At 36.8% G+C, this 14412-nt stretch carries 20 protein-coding genes; 16 read left to right on the top strand and 4 right to left on the bottom strand.

Going from position 1 to position 14412, the window contains the following annotated elements:
• The coding region (locus C7B89_RS22985) for a hypothetical protein (protein WP_158539213.1) at positions 1-384 on the top strand (384 nt) is incomplete at its 5' end.
• A 59-nt stretch (positions 385-443) separates the two neighbouring features.
• On the opposite strand, the gene C7B89_RS22530 is transcribed toward C7B89_RS22985, so the two are convergent.
• Positions 444-1148: a site-specific integrase gene (locus C7B89_RS22530; protein ID WP_158539212.1), complete on the bottom strand. Its 705-nt coding sequence runs from the start codon at positions 1146-1148 to the stop codon at positions 444-446.
• Between the two features lie 270 nt (positions 1149-1418).
• On the opposite strand from C7B89_RS22530, the gene C7B89_RS23570 reads away from it, so the two are divergent.
• Entirely contained in the window at positions 1419-1580 is a 162-nt protein-coding gene (locus C7B89_RS23570) for a terminase gpA endonuclease subunit (protein WP_115674642.1), read from the top strand.
• A gap of 13 nt (positions 1581-1593) precedes the next feature.
• Positions 1594-1839 (top strand): terminase gpA endonuclease subunit, encoded by a 246-nt coding sequence (locus C7B89_RS23495; protein ID WP_199768309.1) that lies wholly within the window; start codon positions 1594-1596, stop codon positions 1837-1839.
• 283 nt (positions 1840-2122) lie between these two features.
• On the opposite strand, the gene C7B89_RS22510 is transcribed toward C7B89_RS23495, so the two are convergent.
• Positions 2123-2698 (bottom strand): hypothetical protein, encoded by a 576-nt coding sequence (locus C7B89_RS22510; RefSeq protein WP_158539211.1) that lies wholly within the window; start codon positions 2696-2698, stop codon positions 2123-2125.
• A gap of 878 nt (positions 2699-3576) precedes the next feature.
• Between C7B89_RS22510 and C7B89_RS22500 the strand changes: the two genes are divergently transcribed.
• The 9 genes from C7B89_RS22500 to C7B89_RS22455 all read left to right on the top strand — a co-directional run bounded on the left by C7B89_RS22500 (position 3577) and on the right by C7B89_RS22455 (position 10259).
• Positions 3577-4008, top strand: a complete 432-nt coding sequence (locus tag C7B89_RS22500; protein WP_004228455.1) for a BrxA/BrxB family bacilliredoxin — start codon at positions 3577-3579, stop codon at positions 4006-4008.
• Positions 3996-4784: a class I SAM-dependent methyltransferase gene (locus C7B89_RS22495; protein WP_115674639.1), complete on the top strand. Its 789-nt coding sequence runs from the start codon at positions 3996-3998 to the stop codon at positions 4782-4784. Before C7B89_RS22500 ends, C7B89_RS22495 begins: the two co-directional genes overlap by 13 nt.
• Before the next feature lie 63 nt (positions 4785-4847).
• Complete coding sequence (locus tag C7B89_RS22490; RefSeq protein WP_103118018.1) at positions 4848-5402, top strand: hypothetical protein; 555 nt, start codon at positions 4848-4850, stop codon at positions 5400-5402.
• Between the two features lie 4 nt (positions 5403-5406).
• Positions 5407-5898 (top strand): immunity 22 family protein, encoded by a 492-nt coding sequence (locus C7B89_RS22485; RefSeq protein ID WP_115674638.1) that lies wholly within the window; start codon positions 5407-5409, stop codon positions 5896-5898.
• 103 nt (positions 5899-6001) lie between these two features.
• On the top strand, positions 6002-6763 hold the full coding sequence (locus C7B89_RS22480) for an ANT(4')-I family aminoglycoside nucleotidyltransferase (protein WP_115674637.1): 762 nt from the start codon (positions 6002-6004) through the stop codon (positions 6761-6763).
• Positions 6764-7258: 495 nt separating this feature from the next.
• Positions 7259-8053, top strand: a complete 795-nt coding sequence (locus C7B89_RS22470; protein ID WP_115674636.1) for a nucleotidyl transferase AbiEii/AbiGii toxin family protein — start codon at positions 7259-7261, stop codon at positions 8051-8053.
• 193 nt (positions 8054-8246) lie between these two features.
• Positions 8247-8726, top strand: a complete 480-nt coding sequence (locus C7B89_RS22465) for an RNA polymerase sigma factor (RefSeq protein ID WP_004228445.1) — start codon at positions 8247-8249, stop codon at positions 8724-8726.
• On the top strand, positions 8726-9232 hold the full coding sequence (locus C7B89_RS22460) for a hypothetical protein (RefSeq protein ID WP_227744886.1): 507 nt from the start codon (positions 8726-8728) through the stop codon (positions 9230-9232). The genes C7B89_RS22465 and C7B89_RS22460 overlap by 1 nt, the downstream gene beginning before the upstream one ends.
• Before the next feature lie 250 nt (positions 9233-9482).
• Positions 9483-10259, top strand: coding sequence for a basic amino acid ABC transporter substrate-binding protein (locus tag C7B89_RS22455; protein ID WP_004228443.1), 777 nt, complete (start codon positions 9483-9485; stop codon positions 10257-10259).
• 58 nt (positions 10260-10317) lie between these two features.
• Here C7B89_RS22455 and C7B89_RS22450 read toward each other — a convergent pair whose 3' ends face one another.
• Positions 10318-10767 carry an SRPBCC family protein gene (locus C7B89_RS22450; RefSeq protein ID WP_115674635.1) on the bottom strand — a complete coding sequence of 150 codons (450 nt, stop codon included), beginning with the start codon at positions 10765-10767 and terminating at the stop codon, positions 10318-10320.
• A gap of 207 nt (positions 10768-10974) precedes the next feature.
• Positions 10975-11412, bottom strand: a complete 438-nt coding sequence (locus C7B89_RS22445) for a MarR family winged helix-turn-helix transcriptional regulator (protein ID WP_054549302.1) — start codon at positions 11410-11412, stop codon at positions 10975-10977.
• Positions 11413-11562: 150 nt separating this feature from the next.
• On the opposite strand from C7B89_RS22445, the gene C7B89_RS22440 reads away from it, so the two are divergent.
• From C7B89_RS22440 to C7B89_RS22425, 4 genes are all read left to right on the top strand, one after another.
• Positions 11563-11967 (top strand): Ohr family peroxiredoxin, encoded by a 405-nt coding sequence (locus tag C7B89_RS22440; RefSeq protein ID WP_115674634.1) that lies wholly within the window; start codon positions 11563-11565, stop codon positions 11965-11967.
• Positions 11968-11989: 22 nt separating this feature from the next.
• The gene (locus C7B89_RS22435) at positions 11990-12616 is read left to right on the top strand and encodes a nitroreductase family protein (RefSeq protein ID WP_115674633.1); all 627 of its coding nucleotides are present in this window, start codon (positions 11990-11992) and stop codon (positions 12614-12616) included.
• Between the two features lie 67 nt (positions 12617-12683).
• On the top strand, positions 12684-13043 hold the full coding sequence (locus C7B89_RS22430) for a DUF1304 domain-containing protein (RefSeq protein ID WP_066037869.1): 360 nt from the start codon (positions 12684-12686) through the stop codon (positions 13041-13043).
• 386 nt (positions 13044-13429) lie between these two features.
• Complete coding sequence (locus C7B89_RS22425; protein WP_103119076.1) at positions 13430-14164, top strand: SDR family NAD(P)-dependent oxidoreductase; 735 nt, start codon at positions 13430-13432, stop codon at positions 14162-14164.
• Positions 14165-14412 lie beyond the last annotated feature (248 nt).

The following is a 14412-nucleotide window of genomic DNA, read 5'->3' as shown; positions in this document are numbered from 1 at the left end:
GAAAATTTACTTGATATTGATGAAATTTCATTATTGGCAAAAGCAATCAATAATTTTAAAGTCGAAAATTCCAATTTGGAACTATTTACTTTCGGGATTAGTCATAAGGTTTGTTATGATTTAGAAAGAGAATTTTCTAAACAAATGGATGAAAAAGAAATTTCAGAAATACTGCAAAGTATTTTTATTACAAAAGAATCCTTTAATACGTTTTATTTTTCAAAAAACGATGAGTTTTTAGTTGACAAATTTAGCAAATGTATTTTAAATAGCATTAAATTTCAAATCTATATTCATAAATATCTTAAAATAGTTGAAGAGAAAATTGTTAAAAAACATAATATATTTGATTTCTTATCATTTATCACTAATAAAGATAAATAAACCATAATAATTTAAATGTGGAGATACTCTTTAAGAAATTAGTATCCCCATTTTTATCTTCACTCTTCCAACAACTCAGTAAACTTATCATGCATCCTCTCAGTAGCGGCCATGCGCATCCCAGATGTAACATGCAAATAAATCTTCGTTGTTGTATCAGAATTCTTATGTCCAACCCGATTCATAATAAAGTTCAAATCCACCCCAGCCTCTGCCAACAGACTAATATGTGTATGCCGGAGGATGTAGGTGCGGAATTGTTTGTTGATGTCGGTGAGTGCACCGATGCGCCGGACGGTTTGGTTGAGCATTTTGACGATAGGGGGGATGCCCTCCTTATCGCCGAAAACAAAGTCGGACTTAGCCCATTCTCGATACTCGCGCCATTTGTAAAGCTGCTTTAATTTCTCCACTACAATATTATCAATATCGACGGAGCGGATGCTGCCTGCAGTTTTGGGTGGAGTGAGCTCGAAGTCACCCCTTATACTTTTCTTTGCATACACCGTTTTGTTGATGTGTATGACCTTCTTCTCCAAGTCCACATCCTCATACTTTAAGGCAACAGCTTCGCCTGGTCGCATTCCTGTAAAAGCGATAGCGTAGATTAACGTGCGATATATGATATTACGATGTTTGTCCACGTAACTTAAAAATTCCTTCAGTTCATTGGTTTCTAAATAAAGCTTCGCTGTGTCCTCACTGCTTGCTTCCTCTAACGTCATTTTCTTCTTCGGCACAAAAGTAGCTTCCACAGGATTCATTTCAATCAATCCAGATTCTTTGGCATAGGAAAATAACATTTTGGCTGTATTATGAGTACCGCGTAGCGTATTATAGGCTGTTCCATTATCAAATAGATGATTGAGCTATCCTTGTAATTCGATAGACGTGATTGCGGTTATTTTCTTTTTCGCCAAATAGCGATTGAGTAGGGAGATGCAATAGGTACCTTTAACTTCTAATATTCTCGTATATTTACTATTTAATATCTATATACAGAAGTTGAATGGAAATCGTGTCAGGGGAAATGGATTGCTCGAAATACTGAAGCAAAGAAAAGTGGATTTCATTTAAACGCCCTTGCATCTCCTTGGGAGAAATGGGCAAAGATTTTAGATGAATTTAATGAAGCAAAGCGTAAAGGTATAGAAACCTTAAAAACGAGGGTTAATACAACGCTTGGTGAGTCGTGAGAAAAAAAGACGAATGATCAAAGATCATGATAAACCTATTTCTCGACGTATTGGCTATGAATGCGAAGTACCAAAGGACGTATTAGTATTGACGGCTGGAGTTGATGTTCAAGATGACCGATTAGAAGTAGAAGTTGTGGGTAACGCTTCTTTTAATCCTTTTGTAATAGCCGTTTGTCGTCAGATAGGTTCAGCATTAGAACTGAATTATACAGATAATTTAAAAGGTACAACAATAGAGATCCGTATTCTTATTTAGCGAGTATGGGAATCTCCGAGGCACAATTCAAGCTAGACATTTTTAATGGCTTGGAGGAAGTAAAAGGGACGGAAATTACAGAAGCGAAAGTTATACTTAGTGATACAAAAACTATTCCAGCAGTGATTATAGATGGTAGGACACACGTTTCAAGTATGAGAGCTAGCCGATCTTTTAGGATTATAACTTGTTAAAAAAAATGAGAGCAAAACAACAAAATTGTATGAAATAATTTTTTTAGCCCAGGTGCTTAATAATCTTGGACCTGGGCATTGTTTGAGAATTAATGAAGAAGATTGAAAGTAGTAATTTTATTTTTATATGCAGAGTCTTTATAAATATGAACTTCAGATAAATCTTGTGTGTATAAAAGTGGCCAATCTGGATGAGGTCTAGTATAGTGTTTTCTCTTATAGTAAACAGTAGTCCATGAGTTTGATATACTTGCTAAAATGCCTGCTGCAATACTTGTTAATGTAACAGCACCATCAATTTTTTTATCGGCTAGAGAGAATACAATTCCCATGGCAATTGCCAAAGTAGTTGCTGTAGCGCCAGCTACATTAAAAGAGCCTTCATGAGTTGCAATGTATTTCCATTCAGAACCTCCAAATCCTGCATCTACAACTACTGCTGCAGGAGCAATTTGTGGATTACCTGAATTAGGTCCTCCAATAAGTATGCCTTCAAAGGTTGGAGCACTGGGCTCTTCTATTACAATAGTTTCATTCCTAAGAACTTCTTCTACTAAGTTGTTTATATATTCCATTGTTTCTGCAGAAATTTCTTCCCCATTGAGGAATACTACGCCGTTGGAAGCGTTATGTATTACTTCGTCTGTTTTTGTTCCATCATTCAACAATACTTTTGATATATCACCATTTTTTGTAGCTTCAATTGTATAGTTCTCGAAAGTTTCAACAATTGAATTTTCCGAAGAGTCAACTGATTGCTGTACGCGCTGTTTTCTTCAGCTTGTGCTATAGCTGGTGTAATTGAAGAAAGCACAAGTGTTGCACTAAGACCATAAGTAATTATTTTCTTTATTTATTTCCCTGTTTTCCAATTAATTGGTATAACATATAATAATATATATTGCTAAAAGAGAATATTCAACTATATTTTCCTATTGATATAAATTAAAGGGGGCTTTGTTATTGAATTCCCAAAAAAGGAAATACATCAGCAAATTTTTATTATTGATAATGGTCCTGTTAGTTATACCAAGTGCATTCAATCCTATATATATTAATCTGGCATTTGCACTTTTAGGGTTAGTCGTAATTAATAAAAGTTTCGATTTTAAAAGTGAAAATAAAAGAAACTTTATTAAGTCTTTAAGCACAGGAATATTTGTATTTCTACTATCCGTGAGTATTGCAATTTATAATTTATTTTTTGTGTAAGTTTTGAAGTTTATATAATATTCTCTTAGAAGAATGTAAATGAATAGTATTTAGCTTTTCTTTTATTTTTTTTAGCAAACTAACTGGAAAAAGCCCGAGAACTCATTAATTTGAGCCTGGGCTTTTTATATTTCCATAAAATAATTTACTATGATTGTATATATTTCATTTTTTAGGTGTAACGACCCCAAATAAAACCACTATCCGTTACACAAAAAAGTCACATTCCCCCCGAAAACCCACGAAATCAGGCGAAAAGCATGTCTTTGTACATTCACAGAAAACCTTGCTATAATAAGGTTTGCGAATACATAGGAAAGAGGGTAAAAGCATGAACGCTTATGATGAATATATGAAGCAGGTTGTGAAGCCGATGCGTGAGGAGCTTGTGGAGGCTGGTTTTACGGAGCTAACGACTGCGGATGCGGTGAATGAATTTATGGCGGAGACAAAGGGAACATCGTTAGTGGTGATTAACTCGGTTTGTGGTTGTGCGGCAGGTCTTGCTCGTCCAGCGGCGCGTGAGGCAATTGCAGCGGTGAAGCCAGATCATCTTGTGACGGTGTTTGCGGGGCAGGATCCAGAAGCGACTGCGGCGATGCGTGGTTATTTTGAGGATGTGCCACCTAGCTCACCATCTATGGCGATTTTAAAGGATGGGGAGTTGGCTTACTTTATCCCACGTGAACAAATTGAGGGATTCCCTGTGGAGCAGATTGTCTCTCATTTAACTGGCGTGTTAGAGCAAACATGCGAGAACTAAAAACGATTGTGACGACAGCGGGCAGACCAGACGATGTATCGATGGCGCTCGCTGCTTTTGCGTGTCAAGAATTAGGTGCTGCGTTTGAGCCACGAAACAAGCGCTCTGTTCGCAAAATTTCGCAGGAGTTGCAGGCACATGTGATGGTCGCTGGGAAGAATCGCTTCGAGTATTATGCCTATGGGGCGCAGGAGCCGTTTTTCTTTCACCCCAATTCTGCGGCGTTTCGATTAAAGCGTGTGGCCCGTGGTGAGGCAGAGCCTTTTTTGAAAGCGGCACAGCTTCAACTGGGGGATTCGGTGTTGGATTGTACGTTAGGTTTAGCGGCAGATGCCATGTTAGCGGCTTATACAGTGGGTGAAGCAGGTCGTGTTGTGGGACTGGAAGCAAATCCAAATGTAGCGTTTATTGTTAGACAGGGGATGCAAGCCTATGATATATCCGAGCTACCGTTAACTGCCTGTATGCGACACATCGAGGTAATACAATCTGAGGCTGTTCGCTATTTAAAAACCCTACCAGACAACGCATTTGATGTGGTTTATATGGACCCAATGTTTGAGAAGGTTATTGAAGAGGCCAATAATTTTCAGGCATTACGGCTAGCAGGGGAGCATGTCACATTAACCGATGAATGGGTTTATGAAGCCAAGCGTGTAGCGAAAAAGCGTGTGGTGTTAAAGGCACATTTTCGCTCAGAGTGGTTTGCGACCTATGACTTTCAGCAGCATGAACGGATAACTGCAAAATTTCATTATGGTGTGTTAGAGGTATAGAGGCTTGTTCTTGTGACAAGCCTTTTTTTAGTATATGGTAATAAAAGAGGAGGGTGGAATAATATGGTGAACAATGATAAACGAACTCCCTTTGAGCTAGACTTGCTGGCGAATGCACAGTCGTTGATCTGCACGAAACCTCCTATTCCATGGGCGTATGAAACGAGCATTGCTGCCAATGGTGTTTTGGCTTGCGGTTGGGATCATGAGGAAAACATTGTGTTAATTAGTGGCTCTGGCTATAGTATCACTGAGCCTATAACAGGTCGTCGTCTTCATCGAGAACGAGATGTGGATGAAACCTACGACAGAATGAGTGATGACCGTTTAACATTTCAATTGCCTCAGGGGACAATATCTATTTTCGGCTTTGAAGCTGGGGATGGGATTCATATGACAGCAGATGGCTGGCAGGTTGAAGTTATTTATCCTTGGTGGCCACGTGCCACAGTAGTACTCGATTATCTTTATACAACTAATTATACTTATTTAAAAAATGCGACAGCTATTGATTTACAGCGATTGGATGGCATGATTAAATGCGGATTTTCGCCATCTGGCAAGCATTTAATAATAATGGGCTCGGGCGGTGCATTGATTTATTCGAGAAAGGGATGAGGTCATGGATGATGAACAGAATGGCTATGTTTCCATATGGGCTGGTAATTTTACAAGCGAAGAACAGTTACATACATATCTTGCCACTGTCTATCAGGGAGAAGATGAAACGGACGAAGCCTTTTCACAAAAGTTAGCAAAGCTTTTTTTACCAGAAAATCAGCACCGTACTTGTGAGGAAGAGTTTAAAGCACTTTATGATGAGTTCTACAATCAATTTGAATACGATTTCGGCTTAACCTTCGACGAGGATTTTTGTGAAGCGCTATGTTACGAAGCAGCTTCAAACCAACTTAAGCAACTACTTTGTGATGAATTTTCCTATTCGCAGCAATTTAAACATCAAGTGCTAGCCAAAATGGGCAATGAACTACAGAAAGCTTATAATGCAATAATTTTACTATATGACATGAAATATGAGGGTCACATTCAATCTGTAAGCCATGAAGCGTTTCATATCGATTTTGTATGCTCTATTAAATTGCAGGAAATGTGATGAAAGGAGGTTTTGATGATGTTACCAGCAAAAATGCCTCGTTAAGCCCGTGGTCCACCTTGGTTCAATAACAACGATCTTACTTATAAAAGGAGCGATGTAAATGATTGGACCAAGAAAAAAGACAAGTGATGAACGCATGCAGATTGCCCATTCGATTGCGCAACAAGTTATCGCAAAATATGGAGGAAATGTTCGAGCAATTGGTATTTATGGCTCGTTGGCTAGAAAATCAGATGGTCCGTTTTCTGACATTGAGCTTAAGTGTGTCTGTCATCAATTAGAGCACAGCTATAGCTATGAATGGACAGCAGGAGATTGGAAGGCAGAGGTTAATTTCGATCAAGCAGAAGTGATTATCGAAGAGGCAATAACGGTTCAGGAAGATTGGCCATTAACAAATGGGAAGTTTTTCGATTTACAGCCACTTTACGATCCTTCAGGCTTTTTTTTAGAACTCAAAGACAAAGCGGCCACTGTGGAGAATGCCCGATTTAAGGAAGCAATTTGCAAAACCATTGTAGAAGAAATGTATGAATACATGGGGAAATTAAGGAACATAGCTGTTCAGGGTCCCACCACATTTTTGCCGATACTGGCGATGAAAATAGCGATGACAGGTGCCATGATAGTAGGATTACACCATAGGCAGTGCTATACAACATCTGCACAAGTATTACCTGAGGCTTTAGCGATGGATGATCAGCCACACGGGTTAAAAGCATTAGCTGAAATGGTCATGACAGGCAATCTAACGAATCCTCAGCAAATCATAGCTGCCTGTGAAAACTTTTGGCAAACACTTCTCCAATGGGCAGCTGAAAAGGGCTATCAGATTAAATGCTCTAAGGAGATTCCTTGGTAATTTTTTATAGTACTTTACTTTTATAGTATAAGGTGCTATAATAGAACACGTGCTATTTTAGGTAGCATATTTCCGTAATCTGGCATTCTGCTTTTTGTTTTTGTAGATACTTATTCACACTGGCGCATGCTTTGGGGCTGCAAGGACGCAAAAGATGGTAGGGTTTGCGTTGCTTAAGTTAGAAGGCACACAGTGGAATTTTACCGCGGTGATGAAACGAATCTGGTTTCAAGATAATATTCCCCAGACGATTGGGTTGAGACTTTTACAATTTACGAGAATGTTACCTATAAATACTAAAGGGGTAGTTTCGCAACAGCGAGGCTGCCCCTTGTCTAATTTTAAGGCCAGTCATGTCCAACCATGACAGGCCTTTTTGGTATACATTACCGTTTACTCTCTTCCATAAATAAGTGATAATAAAAGCATGAATTTTAGTAAAAATCTAAATTCTGCATAAAAAAATCAGAAAAATCAAAAAGGTGAGGGATGTCAATGGGAAATATCGACACACTATCGACGAATGTCGTGACACAATTAGAAGAAATGGCTATACGGCAAGACAATATGGATCAGCTAGTATCACGCTATTGCCAAGAAAGACTGCTTTATCGTCTATCCATATCCTCCTATGAAGATCAATTTTATCTAGATGGGGATCTATTATTATTTGCTTTAACAAATGGATTGGTGAAGCCTTCCAAAGAAGTCACGCTGACTGCGCAAGCAAGCGTTCATCAACATGATATAGTGAAACAGGCCTTTAAAGAAATTTGCTCACTAGCAATACCAGCGGATGGCATTGAATGGGATGCACAGCGGATCGAATCGTCCGTATCGAATGACAATATTCAACTAAGCATACCAGCTACATTGGGCAAAATGACTGTATACATAGAAGTTAGGATTACCTTTAAAGAAAACATGCGAATAACACCAAAGACCATTAATTTTCCGAGCTTGCTAGACAATAAGGCTGCGGTGGTTTATACATATCCAACAGAATTCGTACTGGCACAAAAATTTATAAAAATTTACCAGTACCCAGCATTAGAAAAGACTGAAAAAACAATAAATGAAGTACAACAATTGCTACAAACGCAAACTATTGAAGGACGAAGATTGCAGGCGTATATTGTGGACTTATTTGATCTATATCATTTTACAATCGAGCTAACTTCTACACTCGAGATGACAGGGATTCTGAAACAATTCTTTATCCCTGTTTATGAAGCTATTTTGGCTGAGGACGAATTTTTCAAGCAATGGAACAATCGAGCTTGGCAATGAAGAGAGGGACCCGCAAATCATCTACGGTTTGCGGGTTTTTGCATGGCTATTATTCAGTAATTTATTAGGGAGATACATTTGTATGTCTCATGAATGGTTTCTTCTTTTTATTAAAATGTAGCTAAAGTGTATCTGTTGCACGAATAGATAAAGTTGAATCGTATTATGTCATGAAGGAGGTTAGGTGAAAAATATGATAAAGTTTGCTGGCTTAAGTGTGCAAGAAATTGTTCAAACATATAGTGACACCCTCATACGAATTGCTGTGCAACAGACCAAAAATATGGCTGAGGCGGAGGACATTGTGCAGGAGGTTTATATGACACTGATGAGGCAGAACAAGCCCTTTGCTCATGAAGCACATTTAAAGGCTTGGCTCATAAAGGTGACATTTAATAAGTGCAAGGATTATTTTAAGTCCTCACGTGTGAAGAAGACGGTACCCATTACAGACGAAATGGCCTTTATTGCAAAAGAGGAGCAGATGGTTCTTACTGAAATTTTTGAGCTTCCTTCAGAAGAGAGAGTCATTGTTTATTTACATTATTACGAGGGCTATACAACGGCAGAAATTGCTGATTTATTAGAGATCAACGTCAATACAGTAGGCTCAAAGCTCAGAAGGGCACGAATGAAGCTGAAAACGATTCTAGAAGAGGGGAGCAAAGTATGATGAATGCTTATAAGAATGTGATGAAGCAGATTCATGCTTCTGAGGAATTTAAGCGTAAGATGCAGGAAGAGATGATGAAATATGAAAAGAGGTCCTTTATGAAAAAAGTAAGAATTAGTGTTGGAAGCTTAGTAGCCTGTGCAGTGATTGCTGTCCTTGCTATGGTAAATATAAATCATGATACACCAATTGATTTGACGGAGAGAATTGTTGCGGACCATTCAGCTCCTGCGGCAAGTGCGCTAGTAAATATCGAAGGGACCATTACGGAAGTAGGAGAAGATGGGCTGAGCTTTACATTGGATAACGGTATGGAAGTAGTCGTGACAGATAAAACCAAAATAGGAATAGATGGACCGACAGCACCACCTAAGGAGGAACAGCTATTTGAGCCTACTTTTAGAGTAGGTAATTTAATTGGGGGCTATACAGAAGATACCTCCTCAAATCCAGTTCAGGCTGCTGCCATTTATACAAATTGGAATTTTGAACATCCAATACGATAAAGATTTAGATGCGCAAAAAAGAATTTCCGAGGGGAGATTCTTTTTTTATAGCTTCTGATTAACTATTTATTCCTTTTTATCCTAAAAACGAGATTGAATAATACTATTTATAAAGAAATGATTATTTTTATACAAAAAAGTATTGTCTAAAGAGAATATTGTCACTATAATTTACGTAATAGTCTCACATTTCCGAATTGCGAAAAATAATACGCATTATGGAAAAAATATCATACTAGGGGGATGGGCTATGAAAAGAAATTTAATGGTGTTGCTTACAATTATGGCAGCTTTCACGCTAGTTTTAGCGGGTTGCGGCTCGAAAGACAATACATCATCAGGTGATGGAGATAGTAAAAAAGTTTATAAGGTAGGTACTGAGGCTACATTTGCACCTATCGTATCTCTTGATGATAAAGGGAATATTGTAGGGATTGATGTGGATGTGTTACAAGCAATCGCGGATGAAATGGATTTTGAAGTGAAGTGGGAAAGTATTGGTTGGGAGCCTGTATTCCAAACAATTAAAAATGGTGAAACAGATATTGGTGGTGCAGGGATTACAATTACGGACGAGCGTAAGGAAACATTTGATTTTACTGAGCCGTACTACGAATCTCAATTATTAATCGTGGTGAAAGAAGATTCAAAGATCCAATCATTGGATGAATTAAAAGATAAAAAGATTTCTGTACAAATTAATGCTACTGGTCATATGGCTGCCAAGAAGCTACAGGGTGAATCTAGTCCCAACATTTTTGCTTTCGAAAATCAACCAATTGCTATTCAAGAGATGCTAAATGGCAACGTAGAAGCGGCGATTGGAGATAATTCAGTTGTTTATGAATATATCAAGGCACATCCAAATGACAAAATCAAAGTAATTAAAGATGATTCCTTCGAAAAAGAATACTATGGTTTCATGGTTCAAAAGGGGAACAAAGAGCTTTTAGATAAGTTAAATGAAGGCCTTAAAAAGATTAAAGAGAACGGTAAGTTAAAAGAAATTACAGGTTCAGACTTTTAGTAATAAATAAACCGTAGAAGCTCACCTCAAGGGAGTTCTACGGTTTATTTTTTAGGTGCTAGTCTTGCGCTTCAGCAACTGTTTTGACCCGTTCTAAAAATTGTACGACTACTTTGTCCGATGCAAACAATAAAAATAATTTGACGAACCATTTTAACGCATTATTTGTTACGGAATAAGTAAAGGAAGTCTCTGTTTCATTTATTTTATTTAATTCATAGTAAGCCGTAATTTCAAACAAATTAGCGAGTACAAAGCCTACTTTCAATATTTTTTTATCAGGTGTATTCGAATGTTCCAATGTTTCTACATCATACGTTTCGATACGTTTTCCTTCTTTATATTTTTGGCGATAAATACTGCCAACCCCTTCTTCTGTTACTTTTACAGGCTTGTTTTCAATTACCTGTGGCATAATCTTCTGCATGTCAGCTAAAGAGCCATCAAGTAATTTCCAAACGTTTTCGATGGGGGCATTTATGTTTATAGTCTTTGTCCATGTTTTCATCCAAACAACACCTCTACTTTCAAAATTACTTATCTATGCTGTAAATTAAACTAATTAATAAATGTAAGTATACTAAATTTTAACGGTAGCCACATGATTATTAACATTTGAGGAGATGAGGGAGAGAAAAACAAAAAAAGATTGAAGCCAATGTAGCTCCAATCCTTCTTATTTACATATTCATCCTATTAATGGAATAGCTATGTGTTAGTTTTCATCTTTTATTTTCCAATCGTTATAAACGATATCTTGAAGTACATTTTTCAGTTGTACAAATTGCTGCTCTGAGATATTAGATTGCTTCATCACTTGGCGGGACACTTCAGGTAGTTTCCTTCTTACATCTACGCCTTCCTTGGTTAAATATATTTTCATTAATCGTTCGTCCTCCTTAGAACGTTCACGACAAATGTAATTCTTTGCCTCTAATTTTTTTAACAACGGTGTTAATGTTCCTGAATCTAAAAATAAACGTTGGCCCAATTCTTTCACCGTTATCTGTTCGTTTTCCTCTAAAGCTAATAAAGTGATATAGCCTGTATAAGTAAGATCGTAAGGCTTCAATAATAATGTATATTGCCGAGTGATTTCCTTAGATGTTGCATACAAAAGAAAGCACAGCTGATTATCTAAATGATTAGGCATAAAAATCCCCTCTTAAAGTTCTTCTACTACCATTTATATTAAAAATAAAGTTCCTACTTGTCAAACGCAATTAAATTGTGTACAATTCAATTTGTAAAAATTAGATTGTACACAATTTAATTAATAACAAAAGATAAGGGGTTTTCAGTTATGAAAGAATTATACGCAACTACAATGATTAATGAAGGTGGCCGTAGTGGCACATCCTATGCAGAAGATCAATCTTTATCATTAACAATTGCACCACCAGGCTCCAAATTAGCGGATGTTACAAACCCAGAACAATTATTTGCGGCTGGCTATAGTGCTTGCTTTAATAGTGCATTAGATTTAATCAAACGCCAAAAGAAACTAAAAAATGCATCAACCATTAAAGTAACAGTGAAATTAATGGAGCAAGCTTCTTTTGACTATGTGCTTGCAGTGGAAATCGAAGGGCATATTGAAGGACTAGCAGTGGAGGAAGCACAGGAATTATTAGAGGTCACACATACGGTATGCCCATATTCAAAAGCAACAATGGGCAATATTAATGTAACAATAAAAGCAGTTTAAATTGTGAAAAGAGGGAAACTACATGTTATCAACTACACCATTAAAACAAATTATGCAAATGCGTAAATCTGTTCGTAAATACAATGCAGAGACTAAAATTCCGCGTGAAACAATCATGCAGCTGCTGCAGGATGCTACTTCAGCACCTTCTTCAAGTAATATGCAGCCATGGCGCTTTCTTGTCATTGATGATAAGGAAATTCAGAAGAATATCAACTTCTTTTCATTTAATCAAGAGCAAATCGAAACAGCCTCTGCCATTATTGCTGTCATTGGTGATATAGAGATGTATGTAAATGCTGAGGAAATCTATGCAAAAAACGTGGAGCTGGGCTATATGCCAGAACCAATTGCCAATAAGCTTGCACAAGATGCGCTGACAATGTATGGTTCAGCACCAACAAAAACATTAGAAAATATCGTACACTTTGATGCTGGCTTAGTATCGATGCAAATCATGCTATTATCGAAGGAAATGGGCTATGATACCGTTCCGATGGGTGGGTTTGATAAAGCAAAATTCGCTGAATACATGGAATTACCAGCAAATGAAATTCCTATTTTATTATTAGCCATTGGTGAAGCGGCAGCCCCAGCATATGGTTCTTCACGCCTACCAATAGACCGCATTGTTCGTTTTAATAAATAGTTTCAAGCAATGTCCTTGATACACTTGAGGACATTGCTTTTTTAAAGATTTTTTAGGAGGGAATAGGATGTCTTCATTAACTTTTATTTTAAGCTTAGTCGTAGCAGCTGAGCATTTGTATATTATGTATTTAGAAACGTTTGCAACTACTTCTAAAAGAACAGCAAAAACATTTAATCTGTCTGAAGAAGCGTTAGAAAATGCAAATGTTCAAGTTCTTTTCAAAAATCAAGGGGTTTATAATGGTCTGATTGCGATCGCCTTATTGTATGGATTATTTTTGTCACATCAGCAAACTGAAATTGTTGCCATTTTTTTAATCTTTGTAATCATTGTCGCTTTGTATGGTAGCTTAACAAGCTCTAAATCGATTCTATTAAAACAAGGTGGACCTGCTATTTTAGCACTTATTAGTTTATTTTTCTAAAGGAATCTCTACAATAATAAAAAGATTGAAGTTAATGTAAACTCAACAACAGACATTATACATTATCTCTGTTCTAATGGAAGTATAGTGGAAGACTTATATAATTGTGAGCAAAGATTTCTTTTTAAGGAAGATAATTAGCTTACTTCTAATATACAGATTGTCCAAAACTTTATTAACAGTCAAAAAGATATATATTGTGATGATTGTCTCTCTGAAAAGTTGGATATTAAACCAAGACAACATATCAATCAAATTTGTAATAAGTTAAAAAAACAGGTCTTTTATAAAGAGAGGTTAAACAATGTTCTTCTTGCGCCAAAGATAGAATTTAGGTAGAGTTTTTCATAACATCCTAACTTTTTAATAAAGGGGTAAAATAGATGATGCTTAAAAATAGAAAAGTAATAGTAACAGGTGCAGCTTCTGGTATAGGAAAAGAAATTGTTAAACAATGTTTAGATGAGGGTGCTTCAGTACTTGCTTGTGATATTAATGAAGACGCCTTAAGGGAATTAAAACAATCAATGAATGTCCCCTCAGATTTGTATACATATCAATTAGATGTAAGTATTTATGAAGAAGTAGTCAATTTTTTTGGAAATTTGGAAAGAGAACATTGTGATGTAGATAGTTTAGTTAATAATGCAGGGATTTATTTGGGTAAGAATATACTGGATTATCAAACCGAGGAAATTGATAAAGTAATAGATATAAACTTAAAGGGATGTATTTATTTTTCTCAAATGTTCGGGAAATATCTACTTCAGAGCGAACGTACAGGAGTCATCGTGAATATGTCTTCTGTATCAGGTATGGAAGGCAGTTCAGATGCAATATATGGACTCTCAAAAGCTGCTATATTGGGATTAACTAAAAGCTGTGCAGTGAATTTCTCACCATACATCAGAGTTAATGCCATTGCCCCTACAATGGTAAACACTCCTATGATGGATGCAATACCTATTTGGAGAAAAGAGGAATATTTAAATCATCAGCTCATCGATACACCTGTAATGCCTGAAGATGTTGCTGATACTGTTATTTTCCTCTTGTCAGATAGATCAAAGCATTACACAGGTGCGACATTTGATATTAATAATGGTGGATATCTAAGGTAGTTCAAAAACTTATTCAACTGTTTTGCCAAACTAATTATTTACTCATAAATTTGGCGCTTTTCTCAAATAAGGAAAGCGTCTTTCCTCATGGAAATAAAACAAATGGGATGTTGAGTTGTTCATTAGAAGTTGTTCAATGAAAGGAATCGTTACATAATGATTTTTGATTAGGGAGGGGTTAGTTCTGTTGATCAAAATGTAGTTCGCCAGTCGAAGAGGCTTGTGCTCAAATATTAATGCCATTTTGA

The organism is Lysinibacillus capsici, from assembly GCF_003367505.1.
GTDB classification, from domain to species: Bacteria; Bacillota; Bacilli; order Bacillales_A; family Planococcaceae; genus Lysinibacillus; species Lysinibacillus capsici.
Note: the sequence above shows the minus strand (reverse complement) of the source record. Positions and strands in the feature narration are given on the sequence as shown.

What these genes read in the sequence shown, in the direction of transcription:
- C7B89_RS22500 (WP_004228455.1), top strand. Translation starts at nt 3,577, where the DNA reads ATGAACGCTTATGATGAATATATGAAGCAGGTTGTGAAGCCGATGCGT.
- C7B89_RS22435 (WP_115674633.1), top strand. Translation starts at nt 11,990, where the DNA reads ATGTTATCAACTACACCATTAAAACAAATTATGCAAATGCGTAAATCT.
- C7B89_RS22470 (WP_115674636.1), top strand. Translation starts at nt 7,259, where the DNA reads ATGGGAAATATCGACACACTATCGACGAATGTCGTGACACAATTAGAA.
- C7B89_RS22440 (WP_115674634.1), top strand. Translation starts at nt 11,563, where the DNA reads ATGAAAGAATTATACGCAACTACAATGATTAATGAAGGTGGCCGTAGT.
- C7B89_RS22495 (WP_115674639.1), top strand. Translation starts at nt 3,996, where the DNA reads ATGCGAGAACTAAAAACGATTGTGACGACAGCGGGCAGACCAGACGAT.
- C7B89_RS22480 (WP_115674637.1), top strand. Translation starts at nt 6,002, where the DNA reads ATGATTGGACCAAGAAAAAAGACAAGTGATGAACGCATGCAGATTGCC.
- C7B89_RS22485 (WP_115674638.1), top strand. Translation starts at nt 5,407, where the DNA reads ATGGATGATGAACAGAATGGCTATGTTTCCATATGGGCTGGTAATTTT.
- C7B89_RS22455 (WP_004228443.1), top strand. Translation starts at nt 9,483, where the DNA reads ATGAAAAGAAATTTAATGGTGTTGCTTACAATTATGGCAGCTTTCACG.
- C7B89_RS22450 (WP_115674635.1), bottom strand. Translation starts at nt 10,767, where the DNA reads ATGAAAACATGGACAAAGACTATAAACATAAATGCCCCCATCGAAAAC.
- C7B89_RS23495 (WP_199768309.1), top strand. Translation starts at nt 1,594, where the DNA reads ATGATCAAAGATCATGATAAACCTATTTCTCGACGTATTGGCTATGAA.
- C7B89_RS22445 (WP_054549302.1), bottom strand. Translation starts at nt 11,412, where the DNA reads ATGCCTAATCATTTAGATAATCAGCTGTGCTTTCTTTTGTATGCAACA.
- C7B89_RS22465 (WP_004228445.1), top strand. Translation starts at nt 8,247, where the DNA reads ATGATAAAGTTTGCTGGCTTAAGTGTGCAAGAAATTGTTCAAACATAT.
- C7B89_RS22490 (WP_103118018.1), top strand. Translation starts at nt 4,848, where the DNA reads ATGGTGAACAATGATAAACGAACTCCCTTTGAGCTAGACTTGCTGGCG.
- C7B89_RS22425 (WP_103119076.1), top strand. Translation starts at nt 13,430, where the DNA reads ATGCTTAAAAATAGAAAAGTAATAGTAACAGGTGCAGCTTCTGGTATA.
- C7B89_RS22430 (WP_066037869.1), top strand. Translation starts at nt 12,684, where the DNA reads ATGTCTTCATTAACTTTTATTTTAAGCTTAGTCGTAGCAGCTGAGCAT.
- C7B89_RS22460 (WP_227744886.1), top strand. Translation starts at nt 8,726, where the DNA reads ATGAATGCTTATAAGAATGTGATGAAGCAGATTCATGCTTCTGAGGAA.
- C7B89_RS22530 (WP_158539212.1), bottom strand. Translation starts at nt 1,148, where the DNA reads ATGAATCCTGTGGAAGCTACTTTTGTGCCGAAGAAGAAAATGACGTTA.